We start from the raw sequence: 21,180 nt of genomic DNA on the forward strand, positions 1-21,180 counted from the left end.
ATGACAAGGCCAAGGAGGCCAGCGCCCAACAGGTGCGCCTCTACGGCACGGACGGCAACATGCTCAACTCCTATCCTGCGGAGTTGAAGGAACGCGCGAGCCTCGTGGACGGGATGAAGGGCACCACGCCACTCACCCCGCTGCCGGAGGACTTCAAGAGTCGGCTGAAGGCCGTCGATCCGGCGCTGACGGACTACCTGTACTCCGCCGAGTCGTACGACGCGGTGGTGATCGCCGTGCTCGCCGCCCAACTGGCCGGGAGTACCGATCCGGCGGCCATCGCGAAGCAGATCGTCGCTGTGACGAACGACGGGCAGCGCTGCGAGGACCCGGCGAGTTGCCTCGCGCTGGCCCGTAACGGGCAGGACATCGAGTACCGCAGCGTGTCGCTCACCCGGGCGGGCTTCACCGACAAGGGTGAGCCGGCCACCGCGAGCTACGCCACCCTGACCTTCGACGGCCAGCAGATCAACGACGGTAAGACCGAGTTCGTCGGCGCGGGCATCGAGTCGGCGGCGAGCACCAAGACGCCGCCGAAGCCGAAGAAGCAGCGCCCGGGTGGCGACCCCGACCAGGAGCCACTGAAGTTGGGCGGCCTGCTGCCGAAGACCGGTGACCTGGCGATCGCGTACCCGCCGATGGCCGCTGGCGCCGCGCTGGCGATCAAGGAGGTCAACGCCGCCGGCGGCGCGCTGGGCAAGCCGGTGACCTGGGTCGAGGGTGACGACGGCACCAACCCGGCGGTGGCCAAGGCTACTGTGGCCAAGCACGTGACGAGCGGCGTCAGCGTGATCATCGGCGCGGGTGGTTCCGGCATTTCCCGGGAGGTGCTGCCGGACGTGGTCCGGGCCGGGAAGATCCTCTTCTCCCCGTCCAACACCGACAGCGGCCTGACCGACGTCGAGGACAACGGCCTCTACTTCCGCACCGCGCCGCCGGACAGCCTCCAGGGCCGGGCGCTGGCCGACGTCATCCTGCGCGACGGGTCGCAGAAGATCGTGATCGTCGCCCGCAAGGACTCCTACGGTGAGGGCCTTCAGGCCACCGTCCGTGACGAGCTGGAGAAGGCCGGCGTCGCCGCCGACCGGCTCAAGCTGATGACGTACGACCCGCCGGCCGATGCCAAGGCGCCGCCGGTCGACTTCGGTGGCGGGGCGAAGGAGATCAAGGAGTTCGGCGCGGACGCCGTACTGATCATCGGTTTCGGTGAGTCCGCCCAGGTGATCCGCGGCCTGTCCGACGCCGGGGTGCAGATCCGGCAGTAGCACGACCACAGAACCACGACGGCCGCACCGGCGCTCTCGCCGGTGCGGCCGTTTCGTGTCGGGAATCATCGCGGCCGGCGGCGCTCCAGGAACTCGGTCATCCGCCGGTGCTTCTCCTCGTCCTCGAAGAGCACCGCCTGACTGACCAGGTCGAGATGCGGGTGCGCGGCGGCGGGCGCGTCCACCGCGAGCTTGGTCAGCCGCAGCGCCAGCGGCGAGCCCAGGGCGATCTCGTCCAACAGGGCGTGTGCCACAGTCAGCAGCTCGGCGGGCTCGTCCACGACCCGGTTCACCAGACCGATCCGCAGCGCCTCCGCGGCGTCCACCCGTCGTCCGGTGAAGAGCAGCTCCTTGGCCCGGCCCTCACCGACAAGCGCGGGCAGCCGGTGGGTCGCGCCAGCGCCGGCCAGGATGCCCAACCGCACCTCCGGCTGGCCGAAGACCGCCCGGGCCGTGCACACCCGCAGATCGCAGGCGTACGCCAGCTCCGCGCCACCGCCCAGCGCCGGGCCGTCGACGGCGGCCACGGTCGGCATCGGTAGTGCCCGGATCCGCGCGAAGGCGGCGGAGTTGATCGCGGCGAGGGCGTCCGTGCGGCCTCGTTCGCGCAGTTGGCCGATGTCGGCGCCACCGGCGAAGATGCCCGCCGCGCCGCCGGTCAGCAGCAGGAGCCGAGGGTGCGCCTCCAGCTCGGCGCAGACCTGGTGCAGCTCGGCGATCAGGTCGGCGTCGATGGCGTTGCGCTTCTCCGGCCGGTCCAGGGTGACCACCAGCCGGTCCGGCCGTTCCTCGATCCGGAGACCGCTCATTGCTTGACACCGCCTTCCCACCGGTAGAAGCCCTGCCCGGACTTCTTGCCCAGCCGCCCCTCGGCGACCATCTCCACGAGCAGGGGCGGCGGTGCGAAGCGGTCCCCGTACGCGCTCTGGAGGGTGCGGGCGATGTCCAGCCGCACGTCCAGACCGACCAGGTCGGTGAGTTCCAGAGGGCCGATCGGGTGCCGGTAGCCCAACACCATGGCCTTGTCGATGTCGGCCGGGCTGGCCACCTCGTCGGCCACCATCCGGATCGCCTCCAACCCGAGGGTGACGCCGAGTCGCGACGTGGCGAAGCCGGGCATGTCGCGTACCACGACGGGGTCCTTGCCCAACCGGCCGGCGAGCGCGACGGCCGCAGCGGTGGTCTCCTCGGCGGTGGCCGGGCCGACCACGATCTCCAGGAGCGTCATCGCCCAGACCGGGTTGAAGAAGTGCAGGCCGAGGAAGCGCTCGGGCGTGTCCAGCCCGGCGGCCAGCTCACCGATGGCGATGCTGGAGGTGTTGCTGCCCAGCAGAGCCGGACGCAGCGCGGCGGCGTCCCGCAGCACCGCCCGCTTCAGGTCCAGCCGCTCCGGCACCGCCTCCACGATCACCTCGGGGGCGGGAGCGACGTCGGTGAGCGTCGGCCGCAGCGTGATCTGTTGCCGGTTCGCGGCGGCCTCGTCGGCGCTCAGCTTCCCGCGCTGCACAGCCCGCTCCCACAGGTCCGCGAGCCGGTTCAGCGCGGAGGCTCCCCGCTCGGGGTCGACCTCGACCAACTCCACGGCGTGCCCGGCTCCGGCCGCCACGTACGCGATGCCGAGGCCCATCGTGCCGGCACCGACGACCACGAAACGATCGCTCATCACGCCTCCCTGTCCGACCCGTCGGCGCGCGGGGTCTCCGCCACGCCGACCCGGGTGTCCCGCCCGATCCGCTCGCTCATGGTGCGACCCTATGCAGCACGACGATCCTGCCCATGCGTGGGGGAGCGCGGGATCGGGTAATGACGGCCCGTCAACCGAGGGAAGGACCGCATCGACATGAGCCAGGCACCGGAGAGCGTCACCGACGGGGAGATCGTGGAGACCCGGGGCGACGAGCGGGTCGAGCTGCTGCGCGCCGACACCAACAACGACGGCAAGACCGACGTGTGGGTGGTGGACACCGACGGCGACGGCAAGGCCGACCTGTTCCAGTTCGACACCGACGGCGACGGCAAGGTGGACATCACCATGGTCGACATCGACGAGGACGGCCAGCCGGACGAGGTGGTCGACGGCGATGGCGGTCTGCCGCCCGAGCAGCTTCCCCCGACCGTCCAGGTCTGAGCTGTACGACGGCCTCTGCGCAGGTGAGGCGCAGAGGCCGTCGCTCACTCCGCCAGGCGCAGGGTGGCGAGGTAGTAGGGCGCGTCCCGGTCGTCCACATCGGTCAGCCGCCAGCCGGTGCCGTGCACCAGCGAGGCGAACTCGTCCGCCGAACAGACCAGGTAGTCGAACCACTCGGTGCCCAGCTCCCGGTACCGAAGCCGGAGCCGGAGCTGACCGCCGAACCGACCCCGGCGGCGGTTGCGTTCGTGGTAACCGGTGTGCACCGGGTCGCGGGTGCCGTACGGGTCGGTGCCGTGCGCGATGATCTGTGCGCCCGGTCGGGCCAGAGCGGCGAGCGCGGCCAGGAACTCGGGGGCGCGCTCCCGGCCCTCGAACAGCCCGAGGTTGTTGCCGAGCAGCAGGAACGTGTCGTACCGCTGACCATCGGCCACGTGCGTGTCGACGGTGCCGTGCACCAGCCGCCGGACACCGCGACGCCGGCTCACCGCCAGCGCGCCGGGAGAGGTGTCCAGGCCGGTGACGGGTACGCCGCGCTCTTGGAGCAGCAGGGCGATCCGGCCGGCACCGGTGCCGATGTCCAGGGTCTCGCCGCGGACCCGGTCCACCGCGCGGTGGTCGTACGGCTGCCAGTCCTGCGGCCCGTCGAGGTAGTGCGCGGCCGGCGCGCCGTTGATCAGCCCGTCGTCCCGTTCGATGATCTCGACGACCGGCCGGGGCAGTCGCCCACCCACCAGTGGTCGGGGGCCCACCCCGCTGGCCACCGCGAGAGTGTCCCGCAGCAGCTCGCCGACCACGTCACCGATTTGAGGCTGCACCATCACGGCGTTCACGCTATCCGGCCACTCAGTAGCCACAGCGGTCGTATCCTGGCGGCGTGACCATGCTGGACCGGCTGTCGGCCGAGAAGTACATCCTGCTCACGACCTTCCGCAAGGACGGTCGGGCGGTGCCGACCCCGGTCTGGTCGGTACGCGACGGTGACGCGTTGGCCGTCTGGACCCGGGCCGACTCGGGCAAGGTCAAGAGGATCCGCCACAACGGCGAGGTGACAGTGGCTCCGTGCGACGTGCGGGGCCGCCCACACGGGGCGGAGGTGCCGGCCCACGCGACGATCTACGGGAGCGGCGACACCGGTCGGGTCCGTGACCTGCTCAAGCACAAGTACCGCCTGATCGGTCGACTCAGTCTGCTGGGCAGCCGGCTTCGCCGGGGCGAGGGCGGCACTGTCGGCATCCGGGTGACGCTGGCCGAGTCGCGGCGCTGAGTCGACGCGGGCGTGGAAAGGGGCGGCGGATCGAGATCCACCGCCCCTTTCCCAAAAAGAACTGGTGCCGACTCAGTCGCCCTGTCGCTGCTGCGGGATCTGACCCTGCAACAGCGCCCTGACCTCCGACTCGCGGTAGCGACGGTGGCCACCCAGGGTGCGGATGGCGCTGAGCTTGCCAGCCTTGGCCCACCGGGTCACCGTCTTCGGGTCGACACGGAACATCGACGCCACCTCGGCCGGTGTAAGTAGCGGCTCTGGTTCGTGCGTTCGCGATGCCATCGGTCACTCCTCCACATGTATAGACATCGGCCGGGGTCCCGCCGGCCGACGCGTCTCCCATGGTCCGGCTAGTCCCCGATGTCCGACATGGGCCGAACGGATGAAGGTCCCTAGACGGACGGATGAACCATGCCCGATTTTTACGACTTTTACACGGCAGAAAGTACCTTATTCGGACTCATGATCACGGTTCGTGATGCGTCAACTACGAGCACACCTCACCTTGGGAGCGCTCCTAGGCCGATTTGCCCCTAGTTGCACCGCTCGAGCAACTGCACCGCGCGCCAGCGGGCCACCAACTTGTCGTACGCGGCCGACGCCTCGTCGGCCTCACCGCGCGACAGCCCCGCGAGGCCTCCGGCGACCAACTCGGGAGAGTCGTCTGCTTCGAGCGTCTCGTCGGACAGAAGGTCCACCAGACCGCCGTAGTCCAACTCGACCACCGAGCGGGGATGGAACTCCTCCAGCCAGCGAGCCGCCTCCTCCACCGCCTCGGTGATCGGCGCGTCGCCCACCGACTTGCGCAGCACCGACAGCGCCCGGGAGGACCGACGGCGGGCCTTCGAGATCTCCGTGCGGTAGCGCAGCGCCCGTCGCCCCGGCTCGGTGACGAGGTCCCGTTCGGCCGGGTCGAAGAGCACGAACCACCGCAGCGGCACACCCCAGGTGGCGATCTGCTCGTGCACCCGGGGTACGCCGTGCTCCAGCACCCGCGCGCCGCTGCGCCAATCGTCGACGACCGCCCTGGCCTGCCCGGCGAGGACCGGCGGCACGAAGGCGTCGGCGAGCACCGAGGGCACGCCGTCCCGAGCGCTGAGCGCCGCCTCGGCGACCCGGATCCGCAGGTTCCACGGGCAGACCAGGAGGCTGTCGTCCGTCTCCAGGACGTACGCCTCCTCCGGTAGATCGGGCAGCCGCGTCCAGCCGGCGCCGAGCGCCTCGATCACCGCCGTCCGCTGCCGGCCAGGCCCCTCGACGGGGGCGACGGCCCGCCCCTCAGAGACGTATCGGCGCCAGTAGCTCTGCCGGTCCCGGTCGAAGGCGGTCAACGGTTCGTACACGCGCAGGTAAGAAGCGAAGAGCGACGGCACGGCGCGATCCTCCCATGAACCGCAGCCGTACGCGGTCAGCGGCCGGACCACGCGCGCCGCAAGGTGGGACGGCGGCGGCGCGTCGAGCACCCGCACGGCGACCGATACTAGGCTCGATCACACCGGCAGCATCCCCGCCGGGGTTCACCAGGTCCGCGTCCCACAAGGGCGCACACCACTCCAGGAGCCAATCATGGGCGTATTCGCGAGCACCGACGACCCGGTATCGACAGGTCACGAACAGGTCGTGTTCTGCCAGGACAAGCAGAGCGGCCTGAAGGCGATCATCGGGATCTACTCCACCGCGCTGGGGCCGGCGCTCGGCGGCACCCGCTTCTACCCGTACGCCAGCGAGGAGGACGCCCTCGCCGACGTGCTGGACCTGTCCCGTGGGATGGCGTACAAGAACGCGCTCGCCGGCCTGGACCTGGGCGGCGGCAAGGCCGTCATCTGGGGTGACCCGGAGCAGATCAAGAGCGAGGCGCTGCTGCGCGCGTACGGGCGCTTCGTCGAGTCGCTGGGCGGCCGCTACTACACCGCCTGCGATGTCGGCACCTACGTGGCGGACATGGACGTCGTGGCCCGGGAGACCCGCTACGTGACCGGTCGCAGCGTCGAGCACGGCGGCGCGGGCGACTCGTCGATCCTGACCGCCTGGGGTGTCTTCCAGGGCATGCGGGCCGCCGCCGAGCACGTCTGGGGCACCCCGAGCCTGCGTGGCCGCCGGGTCGGCGTGGCCGGCCTGGGCAAGGTCGGCAAGTACCTCACCGGGCACCTGCTGGAGGACGGCGCGGAGGTGGTCGCCACCGACGTCAACCCGAAGGCGCTGGAGTGGGTGCGCAGCAACCACCCGCAGGTCACTCTGGTGGACGACGCCAGCGCGCTGGTCGCGGCGGACATCGACGTGTACGCGCCGTGCGCGCTGGGTGGTGCCCTGAACGACGACACCGTCCCGGCGCTGCGCGCCAAGGTGGTGGCCGGCGCGGCGAACAACCAGCTCGCCCACCCGGGCATCGAGAAGCTGCTGGCCGACCGGGGCATCCTCTACACGCCGGACTACGTGGTCAACGCCGGTGGCGTGATCCAGGTTGCCGACGAGATCGAGGGCTTCAACTTCGACCGGGCGAAGCTCCGGGCGACCCGGATCTACGACACCACTCGCGAGATCCTCCGTCTCGCGGACGCCGAGGGCGTGCCGCCCGCGGTGGCCGCGGACCGGCTGGCCGAGCGGCGGATGGCGGACATCGGCCGGCTTCGCGGGATCCACCTGCGCTGAGCCTTCCCGGAGGCGGGTCGACGGGATCCGCCTCCGGGCCACCCGTATGGGCACGGCTGGGTAAGCTGAGGCCGGATCGAATTTTGGTGCGGTTTGTCCGGTGTCACGGGCGCTAACCGTTCCGCTCCTTACCCGGTACACTGGGTGACGGCCGGATCGACGCGACGCGCAGAGCCGGCTGACGGTAACCCGAGGTGCCGAACGGTGGCATCCCCATGTACCGTAAGAGCCACGAGAGATGCCTGACGTCATCGGGGCCCGCCTTCGGGCTGCCCCGCATTCTGTGCGAGGGGGTCGAGCCATGGGGCGCGGCCGTGCTAAGGCCAAGCAGACGAAGGTGGCCCGGGAGTTGAAGTACCACTCCCCGAACACCGACCTCACCGCCTTGCAGCGCGAACTGGCGGGTGCTGGTAAGTCTGAGCACCACTTCGACGACGACTCTAAAGAGTTCGTCGACGACGATGATGAGGATCACGCGGACGACGATCCGGATCCCTGGGTCCGTCCGACCCGCTGACCTCTCGACGCAGCTGAGCACGCGGTGATCCCCGCGTGCTCACGCACGTCTCGTGCACGTGCAGTCGCCGACGATCAGGGGCCTGACCCGACCGGAACCACTCCGGCCGCTCGACAGGCCCCTGTTCACGGCCCCCTCAGCGCGGGCGGTTGTTCCAGTTGTAGAACGTCGGGATGTTCTCGAAGTGGTTCCAGGCACAGACCGCGCTCGCGCCGTCGCTGCCTGACACCTCCGAACGCAGGCGTCGCGCGGCCTCGGCCTCCCGCAACAGCGCGACGAGGGCAGGAGCAGCCTCCCGCACACGCTCGTTGACTCCGTCATCCGCTGTGCGCTCGGGCCGCCGGTCACTAGTGCTCTCGGGCATGCTCCAACACTCCCTCCAATAGGCGGATCTTGCTGTTGCGGCAGTGCTCGGTCTCCGTACCGTCAAAACGCCCCAGCTCGAAGTAACGGTTGGCGGCATGGCCACCGCCGCAGAAGCCGAAGTAGGGGCAGGACACCCGACACGCCTCCACACCGGTGAGGAACTCCCCCACCCACGGCGTCGCCGCCGCCACGCCGAGGATCTCCGCCAGTGGGGCTCTCAGGACGTTGCCGCTGCTGAAGTCGCCGTAGCGGGGGTGGGTGAAACCAGCCAACTCCGGGGACAGCACGGTCACCGAGCCGTCGTGACCGATCGTCGGGATCGGGTCCAGGTGGCGGGGCAGCACACCGTCAGCCGAGCCGTCGAGCACCGCCGCGGCATAGCGCAACGACCACTCGACCTCGCGGAGGTGGATCCGGGGCGCACGCCGCCAGGCCGCCACCAACTCCGCCCAGAACGCGGTCACCGCCGACGCGTCGTGGCGGTTGTCCCGGGTGTTGACGCCCTCGGTCTCCTCGATGTTGATGCCCAACACGTCGCAGCCCAGGTCGAGGAAGTAGTCGTACAACTCGGTGGCCAGCCCCCGCTCCGGGCGGGACACCACGGCCAGGGCGGAGAAGGGCAGACCGCGCCGGCGCAGCGCCGCGACACCGCGCACGATCCGGTCGTACGCCGGCTGGCCTCCCCGGTTGACCCGGTCACCGTTACGCGCCCGAGGCCCGTCGACGCTCACACTCACCCGCACCTCGTGCCGGGCGAAGAAGTCGCACCACTCGTCGTCGATCAGGGTGGCGTTGGTCTGCACGTGGTGCTCGACCTCGGGCCCGAACGGCGCGATCAGGTCGGCCAGGTGCTCCGGGCCGGCGGCCAACGGTTCGCCGCCGTGCCACACCACCGAGAACCGACCGGCCACCGCCCAGGGGTTGACCGCCGCCGCCACCGCCTCGGCCACCGCCACCGGCATGCGCTGGTCGGTGGCCCGAAACGGCAGATAGCAGTACGCGCAGTCGAGGTTGCACAGGGTCGTCGGCTGCATGACGACGTACGACGGGACGGCGGCAAGACCGCGCATCCCGCTGAACGACTGTCCCCGAGCAGCCATCGCCCTCCTCCGCCGGCTCTGAAGGGTGCCCTTCAGGCTAGGCGGCATTGGCCACTCGGGTGAAGCCCTGATCAGGTGCCCGTACGATCACCAGAAAGTGATCATCCCCGGGTGTGCTGACCGACCATCTGCACGTTGCCGGTGCCCTCGATGATCTCGCCGGCCTGCCACGCCTCGACACCACGGCCGGTCAGCGTGGCCAGCGCCCGGTCGGCGTCCTCGGCCGACACGATCGCGAACATGCCGACACCCATGTTGAAGGTGGACTCCATGTCCTGGTCGTCGATGCGACCCTTCGTCTGGATCAGGTCGAAGATCGGCTGCGGCTTCCAGGTGGACCGGTTGACCACCGCGTCGACGTGCTCGGGCAGCACCCGGACCAGGTTGCCGGGGATGCCGCCGCCGGTGATGTGGGACAGCGCCCGCACTTCGGCCTCGGCGATCAGCTTCAGGCAGTCCTTGGCGTAGATCTTGGTGGGGGTGAGCAGCTCCTCGCCCAGGGTCCGCTGCCGACCGAAGTCGTCGATCACGATGTCCAGACGCATCCGAGCCGCACCGAGGAGCACGTGCCGGACCAGCGAGTAGCCGTTGGAGTGCAGGCCGGAGGAACGCATGGCGATCACGACGTCGCCCACCTCGACCCGCTCCGGGCTGAGGATGTCGGCCTCCTCGACCACACCGACACCGGTCGCGGAGATGTCGTACTCGTCCGGGCGGAGCACGCCCGGGTGCTCGGCGGTCTCCCCGCCCAGCAACGCGCAGCCCGCGTAGCGGCAGCCGTCGGCGATGCCCGCCCCGATCTCGGCGACCTTGTCCGGAACGACCTCGCCGGTGGCGATGTAGTCGAGCAGGAACAGCGGCTCGGCACCGCACGCCACCAGGTCGTCCACGACCATCGCCACCAGGTCGATGCCGACCGTGTCGTGGATGTCCATCTGCTGAGCGATCACCAGCTTGGTGCCCACTCCGTCGGTGGAGGACGCCAGGATCGGGTTCTTGTACTTCTTCGTGTCCAGGCGGAACAGGCCGGCGAAGCCGCCGAGGTCACCCAGCACCTCCGGCCGGCGCGTCTGGCGCACCTTCGACTTGAGCAACTCCACCGCGCGGTCGCCCGCGTCGATGGACACCCCGGCATCGGCGTACGAGACCGAGCGTTTGCGCGCCTGGCGGCCAGCACCGCCCGTCCACGGCTGACGGTCGCCGCCGGCGCCGGTCGGGCTGCTTCCTGCGCCGCTGCGCTCGGACACGTGCGTCACGGTTCTCCCCTTTGGTTCTCGGTGCCGCCGGCGGTAGCCGGGCCGCGCCGGTTGGTGCTACGGGCGGTTTGCGGTAACGCCACCCGGAGTGGCGACGGACGAGCCGTTGGCGTGCGAGCCTTCCAGCGCCGAGTTGGCGACGCGTCGGCCCACACCTTCGAGCACGTGCTTGCCGATCAGGTTGCCAGCCGGCAACTCGATCGGGTACTCCCCATCGAAACACGCCCGACACAACCGGGTCTTCGGCTGCTCGGTCGCGGCGATCAGGCCGGGAAGCGAAACGTAGCCCAGCGTGTCGGCGCCGATGGAGCGCCGGATGCCGTCGTTGTCCAACCCGTTGGCCAGCAGCTCCGCCCGGGTGGCGAAGTCGATGCCGTAGAAGCACGGCCACTTGACCGGCGGGGAGGAGATCCGGACGTGCACCTCCAGCGCCCCCGCCTCACGCAGCATCCGCACGATGGCGCGCTGAGTGTTGCCGCGAACGATCGAGTCGTCCACGACCACCAGGCGCTTGCCGCGGACGTTCTCCCGCAGCGGGTTGAGCTTGAGCCGGATGCCGAGCTGACGCAGGGTCTGCGACGGCTGGATGAAGGTGCGCCCCACGTACGGGTTCTTCATCAGGCCGGCGCCGTAGGTGATGCCGGACGCCTCCGCGTAGCCGATCGCGGCCGGAATGCCGGACTCCGGCACGCCGATGACAAGGTCCGCCTCGACCGGGTGCTCCTTGGCCAACTGCCGACCGATCTGCACCCGCGTCGCATGGACGTTGCGCCCGGCGATCGTGGCGTCCGGGCGGGCGATGTAGACGTACTCGAAGAGGCAGCCCTTCGGCTCCGGCGCGGCGAACCGGGCGGAGCGCAGGCCGTTCTCGTCGATCGCGATCAGCTCACCCGGCTCGACCTCGCGCACGACGCTGGCACCGACGATGTCCAGTGCGGCGGTCTCGCTGGCCACCACCCAGCCGCGCTCCAGGCGGCCGAGCACCAGCGGGCGGACACCGTGCGGATCGCGGGCCGCGTAGAGGGTCATCTCGTCCATGAAGACGAAGCTGAACGCGCCACGCAGCTGCGGCAGCACCTCCAACGCCGCCGCCTCGACCGACAGGTCTGGTCGGCCGGCCAGCAGCATCGTCACCAGGGAGGTGTCGTTTGTCGAGCCGTCCGCGACGAGGCCGCGCTCGGCGACCTCCTTCTCCAGCTCGGCCGTGTTGACCAGGTTGCCGTTGTGGGCCAACGCGATGGTCGTGCCCGAGGTCGTGGAGCGGATCGTCGGCTGGGCGTTCTCCCAGTTCGACGCGCCGGTGGTGGAGTAGCGGGCGTGCCCGATCGCCAGGTGGCCGCGCAGGCTCGCCAGGGTGGGCTCGTCGAAGACCTGGGCCACCAGGCCGAGGTCCTTGTAGACCACCACGCCGGAGCCATCGCTCACCGCGATGCCCGCGGCCTCCTGGCCCCGGTGCTGCAGGGCGTAGAGGCCGAAGTAGGTCAGATTGGCAACCTCTTCACCGGGGGCCCAGACGCCGAAGACGCCACAGGCATCCTGGGGGCCAGGTCGTTGGGGGTCAAGGTCGTGGCTCAGCCGGCCGTCGCCTCGGGGCACCTACCGCTCCCTCATGCTGGTCTGGACCGGCCGGGCGGGATCACGGGCGGATCCACACTTCTCTGCCGGGACCACTGTCGTCGCCTGACAGTGTACGCGAATCGCCGTCAGCACAGAAAGTCACGAATTCTGCGCGGAGGGTCACGCTAAGTAGGATGTCATGACAATTCGAGGGGCAGATACGCCGAGAGGTCCGCCCGGACACCGCTCATCTGGACGCGACCCTCGGTCACCGCCTCCGCCCAACCGATCCTCCCGGTCGCCAACCTCAGCCAGGTGTCCGGAGCCATCTCGACCACGTTTGGCGGGTTTCCCCTGGTGTGTCGAGGTCCGGGTACGCACTGGATCGCCCCGTATGGTGGGACGCGCACCTCCACCGATCGGCCGGGGGCGCGCTCCGCGAGGACGGCCAACAACGACCGGACCGCCTCTCGGAATACTGTCCGTTCGGGCGTACGCCCCTCGTCGAGCGCCGACAATGCGGCAGTTACGGCAGCGGACTTACTGTGCGGAGAGGACACGACGGGACGATACGACCCGCAGGCCAACTACCCGACGCTGGCCCTGGGTCGCGCCGATCCAGTCGGACAAGGCATAGTTGCCGACGGCGTATTCGAACCGTGATGATCCCCGGCCCGGCGCCCCGCCGGTCAGAGGGAAGTCAGCCCGGAAGGCGGTGGACGTGTCAACACACCGACGTGCCTGGAAGCAGCGGGCCGGTGTGGTCGTAGCGCTGGTTGCCGGCGCTCTGCTCGCCGCCCCCGCCACACCAGCCTTTGCCGCTCCCAAAGTCAGCAACGTCTCGGCCTCCCCTGGCACCGTCCAAGCGGGCGGGGAGACGACAGTGAGCTACGCGCTCAGCTTTGACGACCCCGTTGTGCCCGCCGATGTGACTGTCAGCTCCGACAACTCCAAGCTTCAGTGCATCGAGGGCTGCTCACAGGGAAACGTGACCGAGGCCAAGACCTACACCGCCAAGTTCAAATTGGCAGACGACGCCTCGAACGGGTCCGCCCGCATCACCGTCAGGGCCAGTGCTGGGCTCGGGAACGGACAGGGCTCGACCACTGTCAACCTCTCAGCCAAGGCTGCTCCGCCGCCGCAGGCGCAGACCGTGCAGTCGGTCTCCGGCAAGGTGGTCGCGCAGGCCGACAGCAAGGCCGTGCCCAACGCGGTGGTCATGCTGCTGGACAGCACCGGCAAGCGCTTCGACACCACCAGCGACGGCAGCGGCAACTTCCGCTTCACCGGCACCACGGGCAACCCGATCGCGCCGGGTCGTCTCGACCTGGGTGCCAGCTTCGACAACGTGGTGGCGCGGAAGACCATCAACGCAGCCGCCGGGCAGGCCCTCACCGGGCAACGGATCAGCCTCGCGATCAAGACCGAGGTGACGCCCAGCCCCACCCCGTCGGCCAGCGCCGAGGCGACTCCCACCGAGGAGACGGCCGAGGAGGGCACCGAGGACCAGGCCAGCGAGGAAGCCAGCCCCGGCGCCCCGGCGAACGCCTCGAACACCGAGGACAGCGGCGGCGGCGCGGGTTCGTACCTGATCATCCTGCTCGGCGGTCTCCTGGTAGCCGCCGGTGTCGGCACCATCGTGCTGCTCTGGATGAAGCGCAAGGAGAACGGCGGTGACGACGACGACGCGGTGCCGGCTGGCAGCGGCGGTCCGGTCCCGCCCGCACGGGGCGGTTTCCGCGGCCCCGACGACCAGACCCGGGTGGTCGGTGGCCGACCCGGCGGCGCGGACCCGACAATGGTCGGTGGCGCGGCGCTGAGCGAGGCGCCGACGATGATGCACCGTCCGGTCGTCGACGACGTCCCGCCGGACCCGTACGGTGCGCCCGCGCAGGCGTACGGCGGCGCGGGCCAGCAGGGCTGGGGCGGCGCCGGTTACGGCGACGAGCCAGCACCCGGTGGCTACGGCGCCGGCGGCTACGGCAACGATCCGGCCTCCGGTGGCGGCTACGGCGCTGGCGCGGCCGGTGACGGCTACGGCGCCGCGCCCGGTTCCGGGGCTGGCTACGGTGGTGCGCCGACCTCTGGTGGCAGCTACGGCAACGACCCCGCCTCGGGTGGCGGTTACGGCAGCCGGGACTACACCGCCCAGGCCGGGGCGGCCGGCTACCCGCCGGCTCCCGCCGGCGGAGGGGCCTACGGGGAGCGGTACGACGAGCCGACCGGCCGTTACACCGGCGACAACACCCAGTACCCGGCGCCGGCCGACCCGTACGCGACGGGTGTCTACCAGCCCGAGCAGGGGCAGGGCTACGGTCAGCCGGACACGGCCCCGTACGGCGGGCGGGCGGCTGAGCCGACCGCAGGGTACGGCGGACAGGCAGCCGGTGGTTACGACCAGGGCGGCTACGGTCAGCCGGCTGGTGGCTACGACCAGGGTGGCTACGGTCAGGAGCCCCCGCAGCAGGGCGGCGGTTACGGTCAGGAGCCCCCGCAGCAGCGCGGCGGCTACGACGACCGAGGCTACGACCAGGGCGGCTACGGCCAACAGGCTGGCCGCGGCCGGCCGGACACCCCGCCGCCGACCGAGCGGGGCGGTCGACGCCTCGACTGGCTGGACGACTGACCAAGAACAGCACGCGAACGGCCACCCGGAGATCCGGGTGGCCGTTTCGTCTATGGCAAGCCCACTCGCGTTCCCAGATGTCGGGGCATCCAGCGGACCTGGACACCCCGACTTCACGAAAGCCGAGTTGATCAAGCGGGCCGGCCGGCCCGACGGAGAGCAGGGGCGTGCCGGGCCGGGATTCGCAGCGGCCGTCGGTCAGGCTGCGGAGAAGACGCCCTGGCGGAGCACCGGCACGACGTCCGACACGCCGATCCGGACCGCGACGTCCACGTCCTCGGCAAAGCCGCCCTCGGTCAGCTCGCGCCCGGAGACGCTGCCCCGTACGGCGGCGGACACGTCCGGAGTGCTCGCCAGCGCGGCGAGCGCCATAGCCGCCTCCACGGACAGCCCGCCCGGCACTCCGGAGAGGGCGTCCAGCACCGAGGCGGCACCGAGTTGATCCTCCACCGACGGGCGCAGCGACCCGTCCGGCCACCGTTCACCGGAAGCGACAACGCCGATCGGGGCGTCCACAGTGCCGTACCCCTGGCGGCGCAGCCAACGCCCGACGGCGCCCGCGTTGCGCAGGCACGCCGCGACCACCGGAAGGCCGGTGGCACTGGCGGCGGCGCTGATGGCGGAGCCGTTCGGCGAGGGCAGGACCAGGTCCGCCACCACCGGCGCGGCGCCCAGCGCGGCCGGCGAGAGCGACCACGGATGCGCTGCGGTCACCTGCCGCCGACCCACCGCGGCGACCGCGCCGACGCGTAGTGCGTACTCGGCGGCCTGCTCACCCCAGGGGAACGGGTGCACCCGCATGCCACGGGCGACCGCGACCTCCACGGAGGTGGTGAACGACAGGACGTCCACCACCACCAACGCCGCGCAGACCCGCCCGAGTTCGGCCGCGCCGGTCAGGCCCCAGTCGAACCTGGCGCCCGAACCGGGTTGGCCGTAGACGGCGGCCGTCAACGCCTCAGCGCTCGTCAGGCGACGGCTCGGTGGCACCGGTCTCCGAGTCGGTGGGCCCATCGGAGGACTCCGACCCGATCGGTTCGACAGCGCCGGTCTCCGGGGAGGGGCCTGAAGAAGCGATGGGCTCCGAGACCACCTCAGCCGGATCCACCGGTGCGGCCTCCCCGTCCGAGGTGACCGGCAGCGGTACGGCCTCGACCGCACCCGCCACACCGGCGGCAGGCGCGGGCACCTCGACAGCGGCCGAGCCACCGAAGAGGCGCGGCAACGTCTCGGTGTGCGCGGCGCGCAGCTCGTCCAGGCCGATCCGGAACTGCCCGTGCACCTCGAGCGCGCCGCCGGACGGGTCGGTGACACCGATCAGCTCGAACGGCACGCCCCGCTCGGCGCAGAGCGCCGCGAACGCCTTGTCGTGGCCTCGCGGCACCGACACCAGCGCCCGCGTGGCGGTCTCGCTGAACAGGTAGACGAACGGCATCGAACCCTCGGTGAACTGCTCCGGCACCGCGATCCGGGCACCGACGCCACGGCGAAGGCAGGACTCGACCAGGCTCTGGGCGAGACCACCGTCGGAGAGGTCGTGTGCCGAGCTGAGGTGCCCGACCCGCGCCGCCTCGGCCAGCAGGTCGGCGAGCGCCTTCTCGCGGGCGAGGTCGACCTGCGGCGGGATGCCACCGAGGTGCTCGTGCGTCACCCAGGCCCACTCCGAGCCGGACAGCTCCACGTTGGTCTCGCCGAGCAGGTAGAGCTGGTCGTGGTCGCCACCGGCGCGCGGCACGAAGCCCATCGGCACCCGGTCGGCGACGTTGTCCAGCACACCCAGCACACCGACCACCGGGGTCGGGTGGATGGCCGCCGCGCCGGTCTGGTTGTAGAAGCTGACGTTGCCGCCGGTCACCGGGATGCCCAGCTCCAGGCAGCCGTCCGCCAGGCCGCGCACGGCCTCGGCGAACTGCCACATCACGCCCGGGTCCTCGGGGGAGCCGAAGTTGAGGCAGTTGGTCACGGCGATCGGCTTCGCACCGGTCACCGCCACGTTCCGGTACGCCTCGGCCAGGGCCAGCTTGGTGCCGTTGTACGGGTCCAGTCGGGCGTACCGGCCGTTGCCGTCCACCGACAGCGCCACACCCAACCCGGTGCGCTCGTCGATCCGGATCACGCCGCCGTCCTCCGGCTGGGCGAGCACGGTGTTGCCCAGCACGTAGCGGTCGTACTGCTCGGTGACCCAGGTCTTGTCGGCCAGGTTCGGCGACGCGATCATGCGCAGCACGGTCTCCCGCAGCGCCTCCGGGTCGGACGGCCGGGGCAGGGTCTCGGCCCGGTCGGCCTGGAGCAGGATCAGGTCGGCCGGCTCACGCATCGGCCGGGCGTAGACCGGGCCGTCGTCGACGAGCGAACCCGGCGGTACGTCGACGACCAGGTGGTCCTGCCAGGTGATCAGCAGCCGACCCGGACGTCCGTCCGGCTCCGGTGCGGTGACCTCACCGATCGCGGTGGCGAGCACGCCCCACTTCTCGGCGGTCTTGAGCACCGCCTCCAGCTTGTCTGGCTCGACGACCAGCAGCATCCGCTCCTGCGACTCGCTGGCCAGGATCTCGTGCGGCTCCATCGAAGGCTCGCGCAGCGGCACCCGCTCCAGCCAGACCCGCATGCCGGTGCCGGCCGCGGCGGCGGTCTCGGTGAGCGCGCAGGTCAGGCCGGCGCCGCCGAGGTCCTGGATGCCGACGACCAGTTGGCCGTCGTACAGCTCGAGGCAGGCCTCGATCAGCAGCTTCTCGGTGAACGGGTCGCCGACCTGCACGGCGGGGCGGCGCGCCTCGCTGCCCTCGTCGAAGGTGGCGCTCGCCAGCACCGACACGCCGCCGATGCCGTCGCGCCCGGTCTTGGCGCCCATCAGCACGACAACGTTGCCCGGGCCGGCGGCGGCCTTGTTCTGCAGCCGGTCGACCGGCAGCACGCCCAGGCAGAGGGCGTTGAGCAGCGGGTTGCCCTGGTAGGAGGGGTCGAAGACCAACTCGCCACCGATGTTGGGCAGGCCGAGGCAGTTGCCGTAGCCGCCGACGCCGGCGACCACGCCGGTGAGGACCCGGGCGGTGTCCGGGTGGTCCGCTGCACCGAAGCGCAGCGGGTCCATCACCGCGACCGGGCGGGCGCCCATGGCGAGGATGTCCCGGACGATGCCGCCGACGCCGGTCGCCGCACCCTGGTACGGCTCGACGAAGCTCGGGTGGTTGTGCGACTCGACCTTGAAGGTCACCGCCAGCTCGTCGGAGATCTGCACGACACCGGCGTTCTCGCCGATGCCGGCGAGAAGCCGGTCGCTGTGCGGGGCCTTCTCACCGAACTGACGCAGGTGCACCTTGCTCGACTTGTAGGAGCAGTGCTCGCTCCACATGATCGAGTACATGGCGAGCTCGGACTGCGTCGGCCGGCGGTCGAGGATCTGCCGGATCCGGTCGTACTCGTCGTCACGCAGGCCCAGCTCGGTGTACGGCTGAAGCTCGCCCGGGGTACCACCGGCGCGCGGCACGGTGTCCACGCCCTCGGTCCAGACGGCGGCGGCCGGCTGGGCGGGGGCGGCCGCCGGGGCGACGGGCTGCGCCGGGCTCGGCTCGGCCGGCTGCGCCGGGGCGGAGTACGCCTCCGGGGTGTCCCGTACCGGGTCCGGATGGGTGGTCATGACCTCTCCTCGCTGCGCTCGTTCCCGCCGGAACGGCGGTTGAGCAGACCGATGATCGTGACGCTGGTCACCGCGGCGCTCCTAGCACTCACGCGGGCGCCCCGACCAGGTGCTTGAGGACTGACGTGAAGAAGCCGAGGCCGTCCAACGAAGGGCCGGTCAGCGCCTCCACCGCGTGCTCGGGGTGCGGCATGATGCCGACCACGTTGCCTGCGGCGTTGGTGATCGCGGCGATATCCCGCAGAGAACCGTTCGGGTTGCCGCCGATGTAGCGGGCGACCACCCGGCCCTCGGCCTCGAGCTGGTCCAGGGTCGCGGTGTCCGCGACGTAGCAACCCTCACCGTTCTTGACCGGGACGAGCACCTCCTGGCCGGGCTGGAACGCGTTGGTCCACGCCGTGCTGGCGGACTCGACACGCAGGACCTGGTCCCGGTTGCGGAAGTGCAGGTGCTGGTTGCGCGTGAGCGCGCCGGGCAGCAGGTGCGCCTCGCAGAGGATCTGGAAGCCGTTGCAGATGCCGAGCACGGGCAGACCACCCTGGGCGGCGTCCACGATCGTCTCCATCACCGGGGCGAACCTGGCGATGGCACCGCAGCGCAGGTAGTCACCGTAGGAGAAGCCACCGGGCAGCACGACAGCGTCGACCCCGTGCAGGTCCGCGTCGCCGTGCCAGAGCCGGACCGGCTCGGCGCCGGCGATCCGGACGGCCCGGGCCGCGTCCCCGTCGTCGAGCGAGCCCGGGAAGGTGACCACGCCGACCCGGGCGGTCACGAGCGGGCGTCCGCGGTCTCGTCGGCCTCGACCAGGCGGACGGTGAAGTCCTCGATGACCGGGTTGGCGAGCAACTTGTCGGCAATCTCCCGAGCGCGGTCCAGGTCCGGTTCACCGGTGAACTCGATCTCGATCCGCCTGCCGATCCGGACCGAGGCGACGTCACCGACGCCGAGCCGGGGCAGCGCGTTTGCGACGGCCTGGCCCTGCGGATCAAGGATCTCGGGCTTGAGCATGACGTCGACGACGACGCGAGGCACTGGGCACTCCTGACTGTGTACGCAGTTGGGTGCCGACCCACATGGGGCGAGCGCAGCCAGCGTACCTGGCAGATACGGCCGCGGACGCACCGGCCGGGTGCAGTTCAAGCAGTGATCGACATTGCCCGCGCTCACGGCGGCCCGACAGGCGGGGCAAGTGGCCTCAGCAGGGCAGATCCGGCGTAGCGGGAGGCTGAATCGTTACATTGAGTAACCTCGATCAAATCCTTGATAACGCTCGGCCCGGGCCCTACTGTACATCGACGTAAGTCGATTGAGGTGTCGGTGGGGACCTCCCGCCGTCGCCCATCCGCACCCGGCGACCCCGGGTCCGCCCCGTCCAAGGAGTCCACCCGATGCGCATCCGCCCCCTGCTCGCCGCCGTCAGCATCGCGTTGGTCGGCGCCCTCGGTGCCACCTCCGGCGCGTCCGCCGCCCCGCCCGGCCCGCAACCCATCATCGGTGGCACCACCGTCTCGTCGGCGCCCTGGGCCGCCGCGGTGCTCAGCAACGGCTCGTTCACCTGCTCCGGCAGCGTCATCGCCTCGCAGTGGGTGCTCACCGCCCGGCACTGCATCAACGGCACCATGTCCGTTCGGATCGGCAGCGTGAACCGCACCTCCGGCGGGGTCACCCGCACGATCAGCGCCACCTACACCCGCAGCGACCTGGCGCTCATGCGACTCTCCAGCGCCGTCACCACCTCGACGGTGACCCTGGCCAACAGCAACCCGCCGATCAACTCGACGAACTCGATCTACGGGTGGGGCATGACCTGCTACAGCGGCTGCTCGGCGTCGACCCAGCTGAAGACCGCCACCGTACGGGTGACCAGCAACAGCGTCACCGACGCGTACGGCGGGCAGGCGATCCGCAGCACCGAGATCAGCGGCAACGCCTGGCGGGGCGACTCCGGCGGCCCGCAGTTCTACAACGGCCAGCAGGTCGGCGTCGCCTCCACGGCCGACGGCTACAGCATCCAGAACTACGGCAGTGTTGCGTACAACCGGGCCTGGATCACCTCGGTGGCCGGTGTCTGACGGTTACCACCCGGAGCGTCGCGGATGGTCGGCCCCGTGCCGGCCGTCCGCGCCGCGCCGTTTTGCAGCATCCGATCAGGTGAACAATGCGCCCGATCGGGTCGGGCCCCTCCTGACAGCATCGGAAACGTGCTGGTCGTGACGACGGAGCAACTGCCCGGCTACGAGATCCGCCAGATTCTCGGTGAGGTGGTGTCATCGATGGCCAGGACGCGCAACCCGTACCGCGAGGGGGTCAAGAACCTGCGCGGTGGCGCGTACGACCCGATGGCCCCGGACAACCTGACCCGGTGGCGCACCGACTCGGTGTCCCGGCTCGGCGAGGAGGCCCTGCGCCTCGGCGCGAACGCCGTGATCGGCATGCGGTTCGACAGCCGGGACTGCGGTGAGATGTGGATGGAGATCTGCGCGTACGGAACGGCGGTGATCGCCGTACCCGTCATGCCCGAGGTCATGCCGGCCGACCAGCCGGCGGTCGCCGCGGAGACCGCCACCGACCCGGCCTTCGCCGAGTCCCTCGGCGGCATCGCCGAACCGGCCAGCGCCCCCAACCTGAGAACAGCAGCAGAAACCCCGACCGGCGAATAGGTCCTCCACCCCCTGTTGATCAAGAGGTTTCGGTCACCAGGGAGATCGAACTTGACGCAAACCTCTTGATCACCGCGGAGGGGTGGGCGGGCCGCCCCGCGGTGTCGTGTTCGTGGCCCGGCTCCGCCCGGCTGACCAGGACGGTGTCGATC

General features: G+C 70.7%; 22 protein-coding genes. 8 read left to right on the plus strand and 14 right to left on the minus strand.

Features of this window, described 5'->3' with window-relative positions:
- Positions 1-1,265 (plus strand): ABC transporter substrate-binding protein (locus tag ACWCO3_RS12270; RefSeq protein ID WP_450009899.1); only part of this gene is annotated, 1,265 nt, incomplete at its 5' end.
- 65 nt (positions 1,266-1,330) lie between these two features.
- Here the strand turns inward: ACWCO3_RS12270 and ACWCO3_RS12275 are convergent.
- Positions 1,331-2,074, minus strand: coding sequence for an enoyl-CoA hydratase/isomerase family protein (locus tag ACWCO3_RS12275; protein ID WP_145778167.1), 744 nt, complete (start codon positions 2,072-2,074; stop codon positions 1,331-1,333).
- Complete coding sequence (locus ACWCO3_RS12280; protein WP_358162348.1) at positions 2,071-2,928, minus strand: 3-hydroxyacyl-CoA dehydrogenase family protein; 858 nt, start codon at positions 2,926-2,928, stop codon at positions 2,071-2,073. Before ACWCO3_RS12280 ends, ACWCO3_RS12275 begins: the two co-directional genes overlap by 4 nt.
- Before the next feature lie 177 nt (positions 2,929-3,105).
- Here ACWCO3_RS12280 and ACWCO3_RS12285 point away from each other — a divergent pair, with 177 nt between their 5' ends.
- Positions 3,106-3,393, plus strand: a complete 288-nt coding sequence (locus ACWCO3_RS12285) for a hypothetical protein (RefSeq protein ID WP_091396025.1) — start codon at positions 3,106-3,108, stop codon at positions 3,391-3,393.
- A gap of 44 nt (positions 3,394-3,437) precedes the next feature.
- On the opposite strand, the gene ACWCO3_RS12290 is transcribed toward ACWCO3_RS12285, so the two are convergent.
- The gene (locus ACWCO3_RS12290) at positions 3,438-4,214 is read right to left on the minus strand and encodes a class I SAM-dependent methyltransferase (protein ID WP_450009901.1); all 777 of its coding nucleotides are present in this window, start codon (positions 4,212-4,214) and stop codon (positions 3,438-3,440) included.
- A gap of 56 nt (positions 4,215-4,270) precedes the next feature.
- On the opposite strand from ACWCO3_RS12290, the gene ACWCO3_RS12295 reads away from it, so the two are divergent.
- Positions 4,271-4,660: a PPOX class F420-dependent oxidoreductase gene (locus ACWCO3_RS12295; protein WP_088986885.1), complete on the plus strand. Its 390-nt coding sequence runs from the start codon at positions 4,271-4,273 to the stop codon at positions 4,658-4,660.
- A gap of 72 nt (positions 4,661-4,732) precedes the next feature.
- On the opposite strand, the gene ACWCO3_RS12300 is transcribed toward ACWCO3_RS12295, so the two are convergent.
- Both ACWCO3_RS12300 and ACWCO3_RS12305 read right to left on the minus strand, forming a co-directional pair.
- On the minus strand, positions 4,733-4,942 hold the full coding sequence (locus ACWCO3_RS12300; RefSeq protein ID WP_007073996.1) for a BldC family transcriptional regulator: 210 nt from the start codon (positions 4,940-4,942) through the stop codon (positions 4,733-4,735).
- Between the two features lie 251 nt (positions 4,943-5,193).
- On the minus strand, positions 5,194-6,033 hold the full coding sequence (locus ACWCO3_RS12305) for a hypothetical protein (protein ID WP_145785378.1): 840 nt from the start codon (positions 6,031-6,033) through the stop codon (positions 5,194-5,196).
- Positions 6,034-6,226: 193 nt separating this feature from the next.
- Between ACWCO3_RS12305 and ACWCO3_RS12310 the strand changes: the two genes are divergently transcribed.
- Together ACWCO3_RS12310 and ACWCO3_RS12315 are read left to right on the plus strand one after the other, a co-directional pair.
- A complete protein-coding gene (locus ACWCO3_RS12310) occupies positions 6,227-7,309 on the plus strand; it encodes a Glu/Leu/Phe/Val family dehydrogenase (RefSeq protein ID WP_145778170.1) in 1,083 nt (360 codons plus the stop codon).
- Positions 7,310-7,610: 301 nt separating this feature from the next.
- Positions 7,611-7,826: a DUF3073 domain-containing protein gene (locus ACWCO3_RS12315; RefSeq protein WP_030332207.1), complete on the plus strand. Its 216-nt coding sequence runs from the start codon at positions 7,611-7,613 to the stop codon at positions 7,824-7,826.
- Between the two features lie 136 nt (positions 7,827-7,962).
- Here ACWCO3_RS12315 and amcA read toward each other — a convergent pair whose 3' ends face one another.
- The 5 genes from amcA to ACWCO3_RS12340 form a co-directional block, all read right to left on the minus strand.
- Complete coding sequence (gene amcA, locus ACWCO3_RS12320) at positions 7,963-8,190, minus strand: multiple cyclophane-containing RiPP AmcA (protein WP_145778171.1); 228 nt, start codon at positions 8,188-8,190, stop codon at positions 7,963-7,965.
- The gene (gene amcB / locus ACWCO3_RS12325; protein ID WP_450009910.1) at positions 8,174-9,262 is read right to left on the minus strand and encodes a cyclophane-forming radical SAM peptide maturase AmcB; all 1,089 of its coding nucleotides are present in this window, start codon (positions 9,260-9,262) and stop codon (positions 8,174-8,176) included. Before amcB ends, amcA begins: the two co-directional genes overlap by 17 nt.
- Positions 9,263-9,393: 131 nt before the next feature.
- Positions 9,394-10,548 (minus strand): phosphoribosylformylglycinamidine cyclo-ligase, encoded by a 1,155-nt coding sequence (gene purM, locus ACWCO3_RS12330; RefSeq protein WP_088986889.1) that lies wholly within the window; start codon positions 10,546-10,548, stop codon positions 9,394-9,396.
- Between the two features lie 57 nt (positions 10,549-10,605).
- Positions 10,606-12,144 (minus strand): amidophosphoribosyltransferase, encoded by a 1,539-nt coding sequence (purF, locus tag ACWCO3_RS12335; protein WP_357931591.1) that lies wholly within the window; start codon positions 12,142-12,144, stop codon positions 10,606-10,608.
- A gap of 158 nt (positions 12,145-12,302) precedes the next feature.
- Positions 12,303-12,665 carry a sterol carrier family protein gene (locus ACWCO3_RS12340; protein WP_244311513.1) on the minus strand — a complete coding sequence of 121 codons (363 nt, stop codon included), beginning with the start codon at positions 12,663-12,665 and terminating at the stop codon, positions 12,303-12,305.
- Between the two features lie 161 nt (positions 12,666-12,826).
- On the opposite strand from ACWCO3_RS12340, the gene ACWCO3_RS12345 reads away from it, so the two are divergent.
- On the plus strand, positions 12,827-14,731 hold the full coding sequence (locus tag ACWCO3_RS12345; protein WP_450009906.1) for a carboxypeptidase-like regulatory domain-containing protein: 1,905 nt from the start codon (positions 12,827-12,829) through the stop codon (positions 14,729-14,731).
- A 198-nt stretch (positions 14,732-14,929) separates the two neighbouring features.
- On the opposite strand, the gene ACWCO3_RS12350 is transcribed toward ACWCO3_RS12345, so the two are convergent.
- The 4 genes from ACWCO3_RS12350 to purS form a co-directional block, all read right to left on the minus strand.
- Entirely contained in the window at positions 14,930-15,685 is a 756-nt protein-coding gene (locus ACWCO3_RS12350; RefSeq protein ID WP_145785380.1) for a 2-phosphosulfolactate phosphatase, read from the minus strand.
- A 4-nt stretch (positions 15,686-15,689) separates the two neighbouring features.
- Positions 15,690-18,368, minus strand: a complete 2,679-nt coding sequence (purL, locus tag ACWCO3_RS12355; protein ID WP_145778175.1) for a phosphoribosylformylglycinamidine synthase subunit PurL — start codon at positions 18,366-18,368, stop codon at positions 15,690-15,692.
- 88 nt (positions 18,369-18,456) lie between these two features.
- On the minus strand, positions 18,457-19,140 hold the full coding sequence (purQ, locus tag ACWCO3_RS12360; protein WP_145778176.1) for a phosphoribosylformylglycinamidine synthase subunit PurQ: 684 nt from the start codon (positions 19,138-19,140) through the stop codon (positions 18,457-18,459).
- Positions 19,137-19,400 carry a phosphoribosylformylglycinamidine synthase subunit PurS gene (gene purS / locus ACWCO3_RS12365; RefSeq protein WP_030491392.1) on the minus strand — a complete coding sequence of 88 codons (264 nt, stop codon included), beginning with the start codon at positions 19,398-19,400 and terminating at the stop codon, positions 19,137-19,139. Before purS ends, purQ begins: the two co-directional genes overlap by 4 nt.
- 356 nt (positions 19,401-19,756) lie before the next feature.
- Between purS and ACWCO3_RS12370 the strand changes: the two genes are divergently transcribed.
- Complete coding sequence (locus ACWCO3_RS12370; RefSeq protein WP_145778177.1) at positions 19,757-20,440, plus strand: S1 family peptidase; 684 nt, start codon at positions 19,757-19,759, stop codon at positions 20,438-20,440.
- 24 nt (positions 20,441-20,464) lie between these two features.
- Entirely contained in the window at positions 20,465-21,028 is a 564-nt protein-coding gene (locus ACWCO3_RS12375) for a YbjQ family protein (protein ID WP_145778178.1), read from the plus strand.
- Positions 21,029-21,180: the final 152 nt, after the last annotated feature.

It is taken from the genome of Micromonospora sp. NPDC002411 (assembly GCF_053592955.1).